The organism is Rhodococcus sp. 06-156-4 (assembly GCF_002259345.1).
In the GTDB taxonomy this organism is placed as follows: Bacteria; Actinomycetota; Actinomycetes; order Mycobacteriales; family Mycobacteriaceae; genus Rhodococcoides; species Rhodococcoides fascians_E.
The window spans coordinates 57,704-72,509 of record NZ_NPGB01000003.1 but is presented as its reverse complement, the minus strand read 5'-3'; the positions used below and the strand labels follow the sequence as shown (position 1 = coordinate 72,509).

General features: G+C 65.0%; 14 protein-coding genes. 5 read left to right on the top strand and 9 right to left on the bottom strand.

Annotated features, from left to right (window positions below; genetic code table 11):
* Nucleotides 1-16: 16 nt before the first annotated feature.
* Nucleotides 17-1,276 (bottom strand): NADH:flavin oxidoreductase/NADH oxidase family protein, encoded by a 1,260-nt coding sequence (locus CH290_RS00585; protein WP_033189246.1) that lies wholly within the window; start codon nt 1,274-1,276, stop codon nt 17-19.
* A gap of 90 nt (nt 1,277-1,366) precedes the next feature.
* Between CH290_RS00585 and CH290_RS00580 the strand changes: the two genes are divergently transcribed.
* From CH290_RS00580 to CH290_RS00570, 3 genes are all read left to right on the top strand, one after another.
* Complete coding sequence (locus CH290_RS00580; RefSeq protein ID WP_026347543.1) at nt 1,367-1,942, top strand: TetR/AcrR family transcriptional regulator; 576 nt, start codon at nt 1,367-1,369, stop codon at nt 1,940-1,942.
* Nucleotides 1,943-2,106: 164 nt separating this feature from the next.
* Nucleotides 2,107-3,678 carry an MFS transporter gene (locus tag CH290_RS00575; RefSeq protein WP_033189247.1) on the top strand — a complete coding sequence of 524 codons (1,572 nt, stop codon included), beginning with the start codon at nt 2,107-2,109 and terminating at the stop codon, nt 3,676-3,678.
* A gap of 41 nt (nt 3,679-3,719) precedes the next feature.
* The gene (locus tag CH290_RS00570) at nt 3,720-5,852 is read left to right on the top strand and encodes a thiamine pyrophosphate-dependent enzyme (RefSeq protein WP_033189248.1); all 2,133 of its coding nucleotides are present in this window, start codon (nt 3,720-3,722) and stop codon (nt 5,850-5,852) included.
* Here the strand turns inward: CH290_RS00570 and CH290_RS00565 are convergent.
* The 5 genes from CH290_RS00565 to CH290_RS00545 are packed head-to-tail and all read right to left on the bottom strand — an operon-like array spanning nt 5,849 to nt 8,596.
* Nucleotides 5,849-6,301: a GNAT family N-acetyltransferase gene (locus CH290_RS00565; protein ID WP_019663700.1), complete on the bottom strand. Its 453-nt coding sequence runs from the start codon at nt 6,299-6,301 to the stop codon at nt 5,849-5,851. The two genes, CH290_RS00570 and CH290_RS00565, sit on opposite strands and share 4 nt — an antisense overlap.
* Nucleotides 6,298-6,951: a TetR/AcrR family transcriptional regulator gene (locus tag CH290_RS00560; RefSeq protein ID WP_033189249.1), complete on the bottom strand. Its 654-nt coding sequence runs from the start codon at nt 6,949-6,951 to the stop codon at nt 6,298-6,300. Before CH290_RS00560 ends, CH290_RS00565 begins: the two co-directional genes overlap by 4 nt.
* A gap of 20 nt (nt 6,952-6,971) precedes the next feature.
* Nucleotides 6,972-7,157, bottom strand: coding sequence for a rubredoxin (locus tag CH290_RS00555; RefSeq protein ID WP_019663698.1), 186 nt, complete (start codon nt 7,155-7,157; stop codon nt 6,972-6,974).
* A gap of 3 nt (nt 7,158-7,160) precedes the next feature.
* Entirely contained in the window at nt 7,161-7,328 is a 168-nt protein-coding gene (locus CH290_RS00550; protein WP_019663697.1) for a rubredoxin, read from the bottom strand.
* Nucleotides 7,328-8,596, bottom strand: a complete 1,269-nt coding sequence (locus CH290_RS00545) for an alkane 1-monooxygenase (protein WP_033189250.1) — start codon at nt 8,594-8,596, stop codon at nt 7,328-7,330. The genes CH290_RS00550 and CH290_RS00545 overlap by 1 nt, the downstream gene beginning before the upstream one ends.
* Before the next feature lie 301 nt (nt 8,597-8,897).
* Here CH290_RS00545 and CH290_RS00540 point away from each other — a divergent pair, with 301 nt between their 5' ends.
* Nucleotides 8,898-11,075: a glutamine synthetase III family protein gene (locus CH290_RS00540; protein ID WP_033189251.1), complete on the top strand. Its 2,178-nt coding sequence runs from the start codon at nt 8,898-8,900 to the stop codon at nt 11,073-11,075.
* A 97-nt stretch (nt 11,076-11,172) separates the two neighbouring features.
* Here the strand turns inward: CH290_RS00540 and CH290_RS00535 are convergent, their stop codons facing one another.
* Genes CH290_RS00535 through CH290_RS00525 form a run of 3 tightly spaced genes read right to left on the bottom strand, consistent with a single transcriptional unit; the run spans nt 11,173 to nt 14,211 of the window.
* Nucleotides 11,173-12,678, bottom strand: coding sequence for a tripartite tricarboxylate transporter permease (locus CH290_RS00535; protein ID WP_019663694.1), 1,506 nt, complete (start codon nt 12,676-12,678; stop codon nt 11,173-11,175).
* Nucleotides 12,679-12,694: 16 nt separating this feature from the next.
* Nucleotides 12,695-13,225 (bottom strand): tripartite tricarboxylate transporter TctB family protein, encoded by a 531-nt coding sequence (locus tag CH290_RS00530; protein ID WP_019663693.1) that lies wholly within the window; start codon nt 13,223-13,225, stop codon nt 12,695-12,697.
* Complete coding sequence (locus tag CH290_RS00525) at nt 13,222-14,211, bottom strand: Bug family tripartite tricarboxylate transporter substrate binding protein (protein ID WP_019663692.1); 990 nt, start codon at nt 14,209-14,211, stop codon at nt 13,222-13,224. The genes CH290_RS00530 and CH290_RS00525 overlap by 4 nt, the downstream gene beginning before the upstream one ends.
* A gap of 106 nt (nt 14,212-14,317) precedes the next feature.
* On the opposite strand from CH290_RS00525, the gene CH290_RS00520 reads away from it, so the two are divergent.
* Nucleotides 14,318-14,737 carry a universal stress protein gene (locus tag CH290_RS00520; RefSeq protein WP_019663691.1) on the top strand — a complete coding sequence of 140 codons (420 nt, stop codon included), beginning with the start codon at nt 14,318-14,320 and terminating at the stop codon, nt 14,735-14,737.
* Nucleotides 14,738-14,806 lie beyond the last annotated feature (69 nt).

The window sequence follows — 14,806 nt, the reverse complement described above, 5'->3', positions numbered from 1 at the left end:
CTCGCGATTCACCCCGCTACCGGCTTCCGCTGCGCCTGCTGCGGAAGGCGTCGAGCCCGTTGCGCTGCAGAGTCCGCACCGCGGTGCGCCACACGGATCGGTTCGGATCCGGTTCGGATCCTGCGCCGATCAGGTGCAGCTGGTCGGTGTGCCATTGCAGGTCCAGGGCGCCGTCGAGTGGTTTGGCGTACTTGCGCGGCAACCCGAGGCCGATTGCCGGCGACACAACGCTGTCGGCGCCGTCTCGGAGCAGCGCGTTGCCTGCGTCGGGTGTGACAGCGGCGGGCCGCCCGAGACCGACGACGTCGCATTCTCCCGACGCCACGGCAGCGCCCATCGCCGACCGCGTGCGGAAACCGCCGGTGACCGCAAGCGGAACGTCGCCCGCGGCAGCGCGGACCTCGCGAGCGTAATCCAGGAAATACGCCTCACGCCGACGCGTACTCTCGGCCACCGACCGGCCCATCATCGCGGGCGACTCGTAGGTTCCACCGCTGATCTCGATCAGATCGATGTGTTCGTCGGCCAGATGTTCGACGACGAGACGTGACTCTTCCTCACCGAATCCGCCCCGCTGGAAGTCCGCCGAGTTGAGCTTGATGCCGACGGCGAAGCCGGGGGACACGGCTGTGCGGATGGCGCGGACCACCTCGAGTACGAACCGCATGCGGTTGTCGAGACTGCCACCCCATCGGTCGTCACGTCGGTTGGCCGACGGTGAGAGGAACTGCGAGACGAGGTAGCCGTGTGCCCCGTGGATCTGGACGCCGTCGAATCCGGCGGACTCGGCGACGAGTGCTGCGGTCGCGAATCGCTCGACGATGCCACGAATCTCGTACTCCGTCATGGCGCGCGGCGCCGGGATACCGGGGATGCCGGGGGCGATCGCCGACGGGGCGATCGGCTTGGACCGGGTTGCCATCGGATTGGCCTGGCGGCCGGGGTGATTGAGTTGCATCCAGATCGGGGAGCCGCCGTCGCGGGCGGACTTGGCCCACCGGGTCAGGCCGTCGAGGTCGCGGTCGTCCTCGATCACCACGTTCCCGGGTTCACCGATGTGGTGACGGTCGACCATGACGTTGCCGGTGAGAACGAGACCGTAACCGCCCGCGCCCCAGCGCGTGTACAGGCGTTCGAGGCGAACGTCGGGGCTGTGGGTCCTGGTGCCGAGGCCCTCGCTCAACGCGGCTTTCATGAGGCGGTTCGGCAGCACCTGGCCGCACGCCAACGTCAGCGGTGCCGCGAGCGTGGTGACAGGATCGACCTCGGTGGTCATGGTGGCCTCTCGTCGTCGACGTTATGCTGTGGTGCATACCCGACGTCACCGTAAGTGTGACGATCGGTAACGTCAAGAGGGGTAGGTCGCGTGAGTCGGAGTACAGCCCGCGAGGACATGTTGCGCAGCGCGGCCTTGCTGTTCAGGGAACGCGGCGTCGAGGCAACGTCGCTCGCGGACGTCATCGAGCATGCAGGCGCGCCCCGCGGGTCCATCTACCACCACTTCCCCCGGGGAAAGCCGCAGCTGGTCGAGGAGGCGACGCGGACCGCGGGTGCGCTGATGGGGTCGATGATCTCGCGTGGCCTCGCGGCCGAGGGGCCCGCCGCGACGCTTAGAGCCATCATCGGCGGCTTCCGGCAGCAGTTGGAGGCCACCGACTACACCGCCGGATGTCCGGTGGCGCCGGCTGCCCTGGAGGGTATGAACTCTCCCGCAGCCCTCGTCGCCGCAGGCGAGTCGTTCACGTCCTGGGAGGACACGATAGCCGCGTCGCTGTGGCAGCGCGGTCTGTCGCAGGAGCGTTCGCGCGGTCTCGCCACGATGGCGATCGCGTCGTTCGAGGGTGCCTTGATCATCGCGAAAGCCCAGCGCAGCACCGCTGCACTGGACCGGGTCGAGGTCGAACTTCTCGCCTGGCTGGAGGCTGCGCTCGACGCGTCCTGACGCCGACACTGTTGCTATTACTCCGAGTTACAGTTACCTTCCGATGGTCGCTATGTAGCGCGTCATAGCCGAGGCACGTTCGGTAGCCCGCGGCATGACCAGTCGGGAAGGATCCGCCCGTGGTTCGAACATCTCAGCACCGATCGCTCGCATCCCCTGTTTCGATGTCGACAGCCAGGCAACGCTGGATCGCGCTTGTCGTCATCTGTACCGCCGAACTGCTCGTCGTACTCGACAACACCGTCGTCAACGTCGCGCTCCCGTCGATGGGCCTGCAACTGAGGTCCAGCATCAGCGGCCTGCAATGGGTCGTCGACGCCTACACGCTGACCTTCGCCGGACTCCTGCTCGCGTTCGGCCATCTGGGGGATCGCTACGGGCGGAAGAAAGTCATGATCGTCGGCCTCGCCGGAATCGCGGTGATGTCGATCGGCGGCGCGCTTGCAGCGAACCTCGGGCAGGTGATCGCGGCCCGCGCGCTGATGGGAATCTGTGCCGCAGCCGTGTTTCCGGCAACCCTCGCGCTGATCATCAATATCTTCTCCGACGCCAGGGAACGCGCACTCGCCATCGCTGCGTGGACCGCGATGGCAGGTTTCGCCATCGCGATCGGACCCACCGCGGGAGGCTTTCTGCTGGAACACTTCTCGTGGCACTCCGTGTTCTGGATCAACGTGCCCGTGGCCGCGGTGGTGCTGGCTGCGGCATGGAGATTCGTGCCGGAGTCCAAGGCGTCGCACATCGGTCGGTTCGATCCGGTCGGCATCGCTCTGTCCCTGGTCGGCATCACCGTACTGGTGTGGGCCATCATCGAAGCCCCGCATCAGGGTTGGTTGTCCGGAATCAGTGTTGCGGCCTACCTGCTCGGTGTCGTCTGCCTCGCGGTCTTCGTGTGGTGGGAACTACGCACCCCCTCGCCCGTACTCGACATGGCGCTGTTCCGGATCCGCCGATTCTCGCTGCCTGCCTTGGCCATCGCCGTCGCCTACTTCTCGATGTTCGGGTTCCTGTTCATGATCACCCAGTACTTCCAGGGTGTGATGGAACTCAGCCCACTCCAATTCGGCATCCACTCGCTACCGTTCGCGGTGTCCATCGCCATCGGCGCGCCACTGGCCACCTTGATCGCACAGCGCGTCGGTACCACGGCGGTGATCGTCTTCGGACTCGTCGTGATGAGCGTCGGCATGTTCATCGCGGGACAGGTGAAGGTCGAAACCCCCTACCTCGGACCGGTGTTGATCTCGATGGTGCTGATGGGATTGGGACTGGCCATCGTTCAGGGGCCGGCAACGGAATCCATCATGTCCTCGGTCTCGCTCGACGAGGCAGGGGCAGGCTCGGCCGTCAACGACACCACCCGCGAAGTCGGCGGAACGCTCGGAGTCGCGGTGCTGGGGTCGATCGTCGCGTCCATCTACACCACGAAGGTGGGACCTCGAATCGACGCGATCCCCGACGCCCTCATGGAGCCCTACCAGAAGGCGTTCGCCCGGGAGACCGTCGTCAGCGTCATCGAGATCGTCAAGGCGCCGACCAATTCCGTCTTCGCCACGCAGAAGGCGGACTTGGTGTACGCGATGAAAGCCGCCTCGCTGGAAGGATTTCAGCTCGCGTCGTACGTCACCGTCGGGTCGGCACTGGCCTGCGCCCTCGCCGTGGCCGTGTTCCTCCCGTGGGCGCGTCAGTCCGGAACCGGTGTGCTCTTGGCCTGGCGAAACACCGACTCGCGCTGACTTCGCCCGCGTGCGGTGCCGCACGCGCATATCCTGACCGCATGGCCGAGCCGATCGACGAGTACTTCCTGCAGTCGATCCGAGCTGCGGGAGCAAGCCGAGAAGAACTCGGGCCGACTCTCACCCCGACGAGAGCACTGGAGTTGTTCGACGCTCAACTCGGCAGCCGCCACCTCGACCTGGCGGCACGATGGTTGCGGTCCCACGGCACGGGCTTCTACACGATCGGATCGTCCGGGCACGAGTTCAACGCGGCCGTCGCCGGTGCATTCCGGCCGACGGACCCGGCTCTTCTGCACTATCGGTCCGGCGCGTTCTTCCTGGAACGCGCCAGACAGGTAGGGGGAAGCGATCCCATTCGCGACGTCCTGCTCGGGGTCGTCGCCGCCACCGAGGACCCCATCTCCGGTGGCAGGCACAAGGTGTTCGGACGAGCTGACCTCGCGGTCCTCCCGCAGACCTCGACCATCGCATCGCATCTGCCGCGCGCGGTGGGAGTCGCGTTCTCCGTGGCGCGGGCCCGCAAGCTCGGGGCGGACTCCCCGTGGCCGTCCGACGCGGTGACCGTGTGCAGCTTCGGTGACGCATCCGCCGGGCACTCCACCGCGGTAGGGGCGATCAACTCCGCGATCAACACTGCGTATCAGGGCGTTCCGATGCCGCTGCTGTTCGTCTGCGAGGACAACGGAATCGGTATCAGCGTGCGCACCCCCGCGGGCTGGATCGCGTCGAACTTCTCCACCAGAGCGGGCCTGGAATACTTTCACGCGGACGGCCGAGACCTCGAGGCCGTCCACGCCGCGTCGATCGCGGCCGCGACCTGGGTTCGAACACGGCGTCGTCCGGCCTTCCTGCACATCGAGTCGGTCCGGTTGATGGGCCACGCAGGATCCGACGTGGAGTCGTCCTATCGGTCGGCTGCGGAGATCACCGCCGATCTCGCCCGCGATCCCGTTCTCTGCACTGCACGGCACCTCGTCGACGCGGGCGTGATCGGTGTCGACGACGTGGTGGAGCTCTACGAGAACAAGCGCGCACACGTGCTGCGTGTGGCGCGGGACGTAGCCGAGCTACCGCAGTTGAACAGCGCGGCAGCAGTCATGGAACCCCTGACGCGGGTAGCCGACACGGCCAAGGAATCGACCGGGGAAGGCGGCCTGGAGTTACCGGCGGGCACCACCCTGGCGAAGGCCGTGAACGCTGCGCTGCAGCACATTCTGTCCACCCGTCCCCAATCGATCCTGTTCGGCGAGGACGTGGCGCGCAAAGGTGGAGTGTACGGCGTCACCCGAGGTCTGCAGGCGCACGCCGGAGCGGCCCGGGTGTTCGACACCGTGCTCGACGAACAGACGATCCTCGGGCTGGCCCTGGGAGCCGGAGTGTCCGGTCTGCTCCCGATCGCCGAGATTCAGTACCTCGCCTACCTGCACAATGCGGCAGACCAACTTCGCGGGGAAGCGGCGACCCTGCAGTTCTTCTCGAACGGGCAGTATCGAAATCCGATGATCGTCCGGATAGCGGGATACGGCTACCAGAAGGGCTTCGGCGGGCACTTCCACAACGACAACGCTGTCGCCGCCCTGCGCGACATTCCCGGCATGATCATCGCCTCGCCGTCGATGCCGGACGACGCAGCCGCCATGCTTCTCGCCTGCGCCCACGCTGCCGTGGAACACGGCGCCGTGTGCGTCGTCCTGGAACCCATTGCGCTGTACCACACCAGGGATCTGTACCTGGACGGCGACGGACTGTGGCTTGCCGGGGGAGCAGTGTCGCCTGCCTCGATCGGACGCGCTCGAATCCACGGCGACGGAGTCGATCTCACCATCGTCACCTTCGGCAACGGCGTCAGGATGAGCCTGCGGGTCGCGCGGACACTCGCCGACGACGGCGTGGGCGTGCGCGTAGTCGACATCCGGTGGATCGCACCACTTCCGTTGGCGGACATCGTCGAACATGCAGAGGCCACCGGCCGCGTGCTGGTGGTGGACGAGACGCGGAAGTCCGGTGGTGTGAGCGAAGGCATCGTCACCGCAGTGGTCGACGCCGGATACTCGGGCAAGGTGCGACGCGTCTGCAGCGAGGACAGTTTCATCCCACTGGGCGATGCAGCACTGCACGTCCTGCTCTCCGAAGCCACCGTCCTCGAAGCAGCACGGCAGATGACCGCCTAATCGCCCTTCCTGGTCATGGGAAGGTGGGGGATCCCGTCCTCGTCGTAGTTCTCACCGCTGCGAACGAAACCGAACCGGCCGTACCACTGCTCCAGTTGAGCCTGTGCGCCGATGACGATGGTGTCACCGTGTGCGTGATCGATTGCCGCGCGCAGCAATTCGGCACTCAGGCCACGGCCGCGAGCGTCCACCGCCGTACACACCCGTCCGATTCTGGTTTCCCCGTCGGTGTACAGCAACCGCAGCGTGGACACGATCCGTCCGTTGTCCGTGTGCCAGAAATGCACCGTCGACGGATCCTCGTCGGCGCCGTCGAGCTCCGGGTACGCGCAGTTCTGCTCGACGACGAACACGTCGACCCGCAATTTGCACAGAGCGTAGACCTGGTGACCGGACAGCTCGGCGAAGTGCGCGCGGTGTAGCTCGCTCATGCGGTGTGCCTCGCTCATGCGGTGCCCTTGATTGCGTCGACGAACGGAGTGAGCAGCGACGCCAGGTCCGCAGCCACGTCGGACGAGTTCTCCGGCGGCATCGAGATGTAACTGAGCGCCAGCCGAACCACGGTGCGCCCCAGCACGTCTGCGTTGTGCGCCGACGCGCGAAGCCAACTACGCTCGAACGTCGACGCCAGCCGCAGCGACGCATGCTCGATCAGGGCACCGCTCTCGGTGGTGACCAGCCGCAGCAGGTCCGGCGGAGGATCGTCCGTCAGCATCGACAGCACCAGCGGGTCCGATGCACTGCGACCGAAGAACTCGGTGAACGCGACGTAGAGGGTGCGCAGACTGTCACCCTCGTTGGCATACACCGCATCGTCCACCGCCGAGACGAACGAATCCGTCAACCGCAGTGCGTACCCCTGTGCCAACCCTTTACGGGTACCGAACTCCTTGTACAGCGTCTGCCGCGAGATGCCCGCAGCCTTGGCGACGTCCGCCATGTTGACCGTCGACCACGTGCGCTCGAGCAGGAGATCGTGCAGCCCGTCGAGAATCGTCGTCCGCATCGGACTCGACACGGCACCCTTGAAGGGTGCGTGCTTGATCGGTGCGTCCTGATAGAGGCTCGGGTCGACCGGTTGCGTTGACACGACCCCCACTCTATCGGGCGCCCCGAGGGTCATGGCCTGCTGATCTCGACCATGAAGAAGTCGGCCTTCGCAGCGCCGCAATCCGGGCAGCTCCAATCCTCGGGGATGTCCTCCCACCGAGTGCCCGGCTCGATCCCGTCCTCCGGCCAGCCCAGTTCCTCGTCGTACTCGAAACCGCACTGAATGCACTGGTAGAGCTTGAAATCCGTGGCCATCTCTCATCCTGCTTTCTGTTCGAAGTCGATCTTCTCCCGGACACCGCAATCCGGGCACGGCCAATCGTCGGCGATCTCGGACCACGGCGTTCCTGCCGGGAAACCTTCACGCGGCGCCCCGGCAGCCTCGTCGTAGACGTAGTTGCACACCGGGCACTCGTACGCCGTCATCACTTCGCGTCCTTCGGTGCATCCGTAGCTGCATCCGATCGGCTACCGGACCGGGCGCCGTGGCGTGCGAGGATCTTCGCGCGCTTGCTCGGCTCGATGTTGACCGCGGTGATGTCACCGCGGTAGTGCTCGAGAACCCTGTGGTCCATCACCTTTCGCCAGATCGGCGGGAAGTAGGCGACGGTGATCATGCTGGCGTACCCGCTGGGAAGGTTGGGTGCACCTTCCATGCTGCGCAGGGTCTGGTATCGCCTGGTGGGGTTGGCGTGGTGATCGCTGTGGCGCTGCAGGTGGTACAGGAAGATGTTGGTGACGATGTGGTCGGAGTTCCAGCTGTGGGCAGGTGCGCACCGCTCGTAGCGTCCTGACTTGGTGGTCGCCCGCAGCAATCCGTAGTGCTCGAGGTAGTTCACCGTCTCGAGCAGCGAGAACCCGTACACCGCCTGGATGAGAAGGAACGGCAGGATGCCGACACCGAACACTGCCGTCAGAACGCCGAACAGCACGACGGACATGAGCCAAGCGTTGAGTACGTCGTTGCGAATGTTCCACGTGGACTTGCCCAGTCGCTGCATGCGCGTCTGCTCGAGCTTCCAGGACGATTTCAGACTGCCCCACACGCTGCGAGGAAGGAACCGCCAGAAGCTTTCGCCGAACTTCGAGCTGGCGGGATCCTCGGGGGTCGCGACGCGAACGTGGTGCCCACGATTGTGCTCGATGTAGAAGTGGCCGTAGAACGTCTGCGCCAGAGTGACTTTGGACAGCCAGCGCTCCAAGCTGTCCTTCTTGTGACCCATCTCGTGCGCGGTGTTGATTCCGACGCCGCCCATGACGCCGATGCTGATTGCCAACCCGATCTTCGAGGCCAGCCCGAGGCCACCGTCGATGCCGAGCCAGCTCAGGTTGTCCGCCGTCCACAGGTAGCAGGCGATCACCAGACTCGCGAGTTGGAAAGGAATGTAGATGTAGGTGCAGTATCGGTAGTACTTGTCGTTCTCCAACGCTTCCATGACCTCGTCCGGCGGATTCTGGCCGTCGGGCCCGAAGAACAGGTCGAGGATCGGCAACAGCCCGTACACCAGAATCGGCCCGATCCACCACCAGATCGGTGAGACGGCATTCCAGCCGAGTTGGTTGAACGCCCACACCAGACCCAGCGCCATGAAGATCGCGGTCGGCGGCACCAGGCCGAACAGCCAAAGATACCGCTTCTTGTCCCGCCACTCGTCGACCGGCGTATTCGACTGTGGACTCGTCTGGGTTGCCACGACTGAACTCCTCGTCTTCAGGCGATCGAGCCCTCTCGAACGCCTAGTGGTGTCGATCACTGTGCGGATGACAATACCGCGTAAATGTAAACCTGGATAGACAAAATTGAAAATTTGTCCATCGGGTTGTGACTCAGTCCATATCCGAGCGTTGTGATCGGGTGCCGGTCCCGTTCGAGCGTCGACGTCGAATTGCAGTGGTCACAGCGGCGAAACATTGCCGCCACGGGAGCTTCGTAGTGTCGCCAGGTCGGACTCCGCGAAATCCAATTGCGGAGCGCACCTTGTCAAGGGGTAGCTCATGAGTGGAAATACCGTCCGCCTGCAGGCGATCAAGGACGTCGAGGCGTACGTCCCGCCTGCGGTCAGCTTCGTCGGGGAAGAGAAGCCCGGCGAGATCTTCGGCGAGAACGTCTTCAGCAAAGTGGTCATGCAGAAGCGCCTGCCCAAGTCGGTCTACAAGTCGGTCATCGCGACGATCGAGAAAGGCATGGCCCTCGATCCCATGGTCGCCGACGCCGTGGCGTCGGCGATGAAGGACTGGGCGCTCGAGAAAGGCGCCACCCACTACGCGCACGTCTTCTACCCCCTGACGGGATTGACGGCGGAGAAGCACGACAGCTTCTTCGACCCCGTCGGTGACGGCAGTGCGCTCGCCGAGTTCGCCGGCAAGACCCTCATCCAAGGCGAGCCCGACGCGTCGAGCTTCCCCAACGGCGGTCTGCGCAACACGTTCGAAGCCCGCGGCTACACGGGTTGGGACGTCACCAGCCCGGCGTACGTGCTCGAGAACCCGAACGGCAACACGCTGTGTATCCCCACGGTGTTCGTGTCCATGACCGGCGAGGCGCTCGACCACAAGACGCCGCTGCTCCGTTCGCAGCAGGCGATGGGCGGTCACGCCGAACGCATCCTGACCCTCTTCGGGCACGAGGACATCGAGAACATCGTGTCCTTCTGCGGCCCGGAGCAGGAGTACTTCCTGGTCGACCGGCACTTCTTCCTCGCACGCCCAGACCTGCTCAATGCAGGCCGTACGCTGTTCGGCTCGAAGCCCCCCAAGGGGCAGGAATTCGACGATCACTACTTCGGCGCCATCCCGGAGCGTGTCCTCGGCTTCATGATGGACACCGAACGCGAGCTGTTCAAGCTCGGTATTCCAGCGAAGACACGGCACAACGAGGTCGCGCCGGGGCAGTTCGAGATCGCGCCGATGTTCGAGCGCGGCAACATCGCAGCCGACCACCAACAGCTGTTGATGACGACGTTCAAGACGATCGCCAAGAAGCACGGTATGGAATGCCTGTTCCACGAGAAGCCGTTCGACGGCGTCAACGGATCCGGCAAACACGTCAACTTCTCGCTCGGCAACTCCGAGCTCGGGTCGCTGCTGGTGCCGGGAGACAACCCGCACGACAACGCCCAGTTCCTCGTCTTCTGCGCTGCGGTCATCCGAGCGGTGCACAAGTACGGCGGCCTGCTGCGCGCCTCGGTGGCGTCGGCGACCAACGATCACCGGCTCGGCGCCAACGAAGCCCCGCCGGCCATCATCTCGATCTTCCTCGGCGACCAGCTCGCCGACGTCTTCGATCAGATCGCCAAGGGCGCGGCGACGTCGTCGAAGGGCAAGGGAACCATGATGATCGGTGCCGACACGCTGCCGGTGCTCCCGACCGATCCGGGCGACCGCAACCGGACGAGCCCGTTCGCGTTCACCGGCAACAGGTTCGAGTTCCGCGCACCGGGCTCGATGCAGACGGTGAGCGGGCCGATGGTCACGATCAACACCATCATGGCCGAGTCGCTCGACTACATGGCCACCAACCTGGAAACCGCGGTTGCGAACGGCACCGAATTCGACACGGCCGTCCAGAATCTGCTCACCGAGATCATCACCGAGCACGGCGCCGTGGTGTTCAACGGTGACGGTTACTCCGACAACTGGCAGATCGAGGCCGAGTCCCGCGGGTTGCCGAACCTGCGTACGACGCTCGACGCGCTACCGGAACTCATCACCGATTCCGCGATGGAGCTGTTCGAGAAGTACAACGTCTTCAACCACCGAGAGATGCACTCGCGGTACGAGATCGGCTTGGAGCAGTACGCACTGACGGTGTTCGTCGAAGCGCGCCTCACCGTCGAGATGGGCCGGACATCGGTGCTTCCCGCGGCCGTGCGGTACCAGACCGAGCTGGCACAGAACGTCGCAGCGCTGAAGGCTGCAGGCGTCGAAGCCGACACCGCCGAACTGCAGTCGGTGACCGAGCCCCTGTCCGCATTGCGTTCGGCTCTGGCGACTCTCGAGGCTGCACTGGACAGCGACCCCGGCGGCGACGCTCTCGCCGAGGCGACCCACGCGAAGGACGCTCTGCTTCCTGCCATGGCCGCAGTCCGGACAGCAGCGGACACTCTCGAGGGCATGGTGGCGGACGATCTCTGGCCGCTTCCGACCTACCAGGAAATGCTGTACATCCTCTGACTCACGTGAGCCCAATGTGAGTGGAAATGACAGTGCCACCGGGTCGCTCCGCAGGCTCCGCTCCTGTCCAGGGCCTGCATTTCCACTCACACAGGGGTCAGAAGTCGACCTTCGCCCGAGCGCGGATCTTGCTCACGATCGTGAAGACGATGGCCAGAGCCATCAGGGAGTACAGCACCACGGTGATGGCGCTGCCGACGAGAATGGTCGGATCGCCTTCGCTGACGGCGAGTGCGCGTCGTAGCGAGTCCTCGGCGAGGGGTCCGAGGATCACCGCGATGAGGACCGGGGCCAGCGGAATACCGTAGCGGCGCATCATGAATCCGAGGATTCCGAGGCCGAGCATGAACATCAGATCGACGATGGACGCACTGGATGCGTAGACACCGAGGGCCGCGAACACCGAGATGCCTGCGTACAGGTAGTTCTTGGGGATCTTCAGCAGCTGCGCCCACAGCGGGGCGAACGGCAGGTTGAGGATCAGCAGCACGATCATCGCGAGGAACAGGCTGGCGATGAGGGCCCAGACGATGTCGCCGCTGCGTTCGAACAGCAACGGCCCCGGCTGCATTCCGTACTGCTGGAACGCCGCGAGAAGGATCGCCGCGGTGGCGGACGTCGGCAGCCCCAGAGCGAGCAGTGCGCCCATCGCGGTACCGGCGGTGGAGTTGCCAGCAGCTTCCGGCCCGGCGACGCCGCGGATAGCGCCCTTGCCGAACATCGGGTTCTTGCGCCGACGGTCGAGCCTGCGCTCGGTGCCGTACGCGAGGAAGCTCGGGACCTCGGCGCCGCCGGCGGGGATGACGCCGAACGGAACACCGAATGCGGTGCCGCGCAGCCAGGCCGGCAGCGCTTCCCGGAACTCGGACTTGCTCAGCCACGGCCGGCCGCCCGAGTTGATCAACGAATTGTCCTCGGGGCGGCCGATTCTCGATGCGATGTGAATGACCTCGCCGAGCGCGAGCATCGCGACGGTGATGACGACGATGTGGATGCCGTCGAACATCGCGGGTACGTCGAAGGTGAAGCGCGACGCCCCGGACGGCCCGTCGATGCCGATGACCGCCAAGGTCAGGCCGATCAACAGAGCCGTCAGACCCTTCAAGGCGGAATCCGATACCACCGCGGACGTCGCGATGAACGCGAACACCGCGAGAGCGAAGTATTCGGCGGGCCCGAAGTTGGTCGCCAGCGAGGCGAGGGTCGGCGCGAAGAACACGACGAGTGTCGTCGCGATCATGCCGCCGATGAACGACGCGATGGCCGAGGTCGCCAAAGCCTGGGGCGCACGACCGTTCTTGGCCATGCGATGGCCTTCGAAGGTGCCGGCGATGGCGGTGCTGTTGCCGGGGGTGTTCATGAGGATGCCGGAGATCGAATCGCCGAACAGTCCGCCGAAGTACACACCCGCGAACATGATGAGGGCAGCGGTGGGATCGAGGGTGAACGTCACCGGGAGCAGCAGGGCCACAGCCATGGCCGAACCGAGGCCGGGGAGGACACCGACAGCGGTGCCCAGGAGCGCGCCGACGAACACCCACACGAGGTTCATCGGCGTCAGCGCCGTGCCGAAGCCCTCGAAGAGATTGTTCAGTGAATCCATGAGAACGTCAGCTCCATCAGAAGATCTGGGCGAGAACGCCGCCGGGCAAGGTCAAGCCGAGGCCGGCGGAGAACGCCAACTGCACCGCCGAGGAGACCAGTAGCGCCACGGCCGCGTCGAACACGTAGCGACGTCCGCCGAGGCCGATCGACACACCCCAGAACAGCAGTGCACCGGCGAGGACCCAGCCGAGCGGGTTGAGCAACACGATGAACAGCGCGACCGATCCGACGGTGATCGCCAGGGTGCGCCAATTGCTGACCGTGCCGGTCAACGCGCGTCCGTCGTCGTCGACGCCCCGATCGATCTCGTCGGGCCTGACCAACAACTGAATGGTGACCAGTACGGCTACGACGAAGCAGCCTCCCGCCACGATGGAGGGGAACACCTGCGGCCCGGGGGACGTCGCGGTCGCCGGAACATCCATGGTGATCGTTCCGTAGACGAGGAAGATGCCGAGCGCGACGAGCAGCGCCGGAACGATCAGTCCGCTACGGCCGACCCAGAACGAGCGCGAGGTCTCGGATTTCGTAGTCGTGTCGGTCATACGAGTCCCAGCTCTCGGAGAATGTCGGTGATGCGGGTCTGTTCCACATCGAGGAACTCGGCGAATTCGTCCCCCGTCGAGAACGATTCCTTCCACCGATTACGTTCGACGGCCCCCTGCCACTGCTCCGTCTCGTGCATTTCGGTGGCGATCGCGATCAACGTGTCACGGTCCTCGTCCGAGATACCGGGTGGCGCGACGATGCCGCGCCAGTTCACCAGGTCGACGTTGTATCCGAGCTCGGTGAAGGTGTCGACGTCGATGCCGTCGACGGGTTCGGGTGCGGCGACCGCGAGTGCACGGACGTTGCCTGCCTCGATCTGGTCGCGGAAGTCGTTGTATCCGCTGACGGCGACCCCGACCGTGTTGGACAGCAGCGAGGTGAGGACTTCGCCGCCTCCGGAGTACGCGATGTAGTTGATCGCGGCGGGATCGATGTCGGCTTCCTGCGCGAGCTGGCCTGCCACGATGTGGTCGATGCCGCCGAGCGATCCGCCGCCGATGGGGAGGCCGCCGGGGTTGGCACGCCACGCCGCGATCATGTCCTCGAGATTCTGGTACGGCGATTCCTTCGGCACGACGAAGACCTCGAAGTCCTCGGCGAGCTTCGCGATGGGAACGGTGTCGGCCAGTGTCGTCTCGGAATTGTTGATCGCGATGCCGCCGAGCATGACGGTGCCGGTGATCATCACCGTCGTCGCCTGACCGGACAGATTGTCGAGCTGGCTGAGGCCGATCGTTCCGCCCGCACCCGGCACGTTGACCACCTGCGCGTTGTTGACGATGCCGTCGCTGCGCAGGGCTTGCTGCGCTTCGCGGGCGACGAGATCCCAGCCGCCACCCGCCGCGGCAGGCGCGATCATCGTGAGCTTGGACCTGGCGTCGGAGCCGCTTTCGCTGCGGCTCGCATCGATACCTGCGACGCTCACGGCAGCCACGACGGCGACGGCAAGAATCGACTTGGACAATGTGGGCGAGACCGCCATCAAAAACCTTTCGTGTGATGTGTCACAGCGACACAGTAGATACGCTTTGTCCGAATAGTCCAATCATTCGACGTGACCACAATGAGCACAATTCAGAGGAAGTGAAATGCCCATGTCTGTAGCGGTAGTGGCGAGCGATTCGCCCGAGGGTCGGGAGGCCCTCGTCCGGGCTGTGTCGGAAGCGAACCTCCGGGGCTTGGAGCTCGTCGCCCTGGCTGTCGTGGACACCAACTCAGTGTCCGAGGAGGACAGGGAAGCAACGACTCTCGCGACGGAGCAGATTCTCACCAGCCGCGGTGTCGCTGACGCGACCTTCTCGGTGCGCGTCGAACCGGACGGGGGAGATCCCGCCGGAGCGATCGTCGACCTGGTCGCCGACACCGGTGCCGAACTTCTCGTCATCGGGTCGAAGCGGCGCTCTGCCGTCGGGAAATTCTTGATGGGAAGCACCGTGCAGCGTGTGCTTCTGGACAGTCCGGTCCCGGTTCTCGTGGTGAAAGCACCCGAAGTCGAGCGAGCCCGCTAGAATCGGACATCACGGTCCGAAGCAACACCCGAAACCACGGTGTTGCAGCACCCGAAACCACGGTGTCGA

Excerpts from the sequence above, each read along its gene's own strand:
- CH290_RS00555 (WP_019663698.1), bottom strand. The coding sequence starts at position 7,157 with ATGGCCACGGATTTCAAGCTCTACCAGTGCATTCAGTGCGGTTTCGAG.
- CH290_RS00540 (WP_033189251.1), top strand. The coding sequence starts at position 8,898 with ATGAGTGGAAATACCGTCCGCCTGCAGGCGATCAAGGACGTCGAGGCG.
- CH290_RS00520 (WP_019663691.1), top strand. The coding sequence starts at position 14,318 with ATGCCCATGTCTGTAGCGGTAGTGGCGAGCGATTCGCCCGAGGGTCGG.
- CH290_RS00530 (WP_019663693.1), bottom strand. The coding sequence starts at position 13,225 with ATGACCGACACGACTACGAAATCCGAGACCTCGCGCTCGTTCTGGGTC.
- CH290_RS00570 (WP_033189248.1), top strand. The coding sequence starts at position 3,720 with ATGGCCGAGCCGATCGACGAGTACTTCCTGCAGTCGATCCGAGCTGCG.
- CH290_RS00565 (WP_019663700.1), bottom strand. The coding sequence starts at position 6,301 with ATGAGCGAGGCACACCGCATGAGCGAGCTACACCGCGCGCACTTCGCC.
- CH290_RS00525 (WP_019663692.1), bottom strand. The coding sequence starts at position 14,211 with ATGGCGGTCTCGCCCACATTGTCCAAGTCGATTCTTGCCGTCGCCGTC.
- CH290_RS00535 (WP_019663694.1), bottom strand. The coding sequence starts at position 12,678 with ATGGATTCACTGAACAATCTCTTCGAGGGCTTCGGCACGGCGCTGACG.
- CH290_RS00550 (WP_019663697.1), bottom strand. The coding sequence starts at position 7,328 with ATGACGGCGTACGAGTGCCCGGTGTGCAACTACGTCTACGACGAGGCT.
- CH290_RS00585 (WP_033189246.1), bottom strand. The coding sequence starts at position 1,276 with ATGACCACCGAGGTCGATCCTGTCACCACGCTCGCGGCACCGCTGACG.
- CH290_RS00575 (WP_033189247.1), top strand. The coding sequence starts at position 2,107 with ATGTCGACAGCCAGGCAACGCTGGATCGCGCTTGTCGTCATCTGTACC.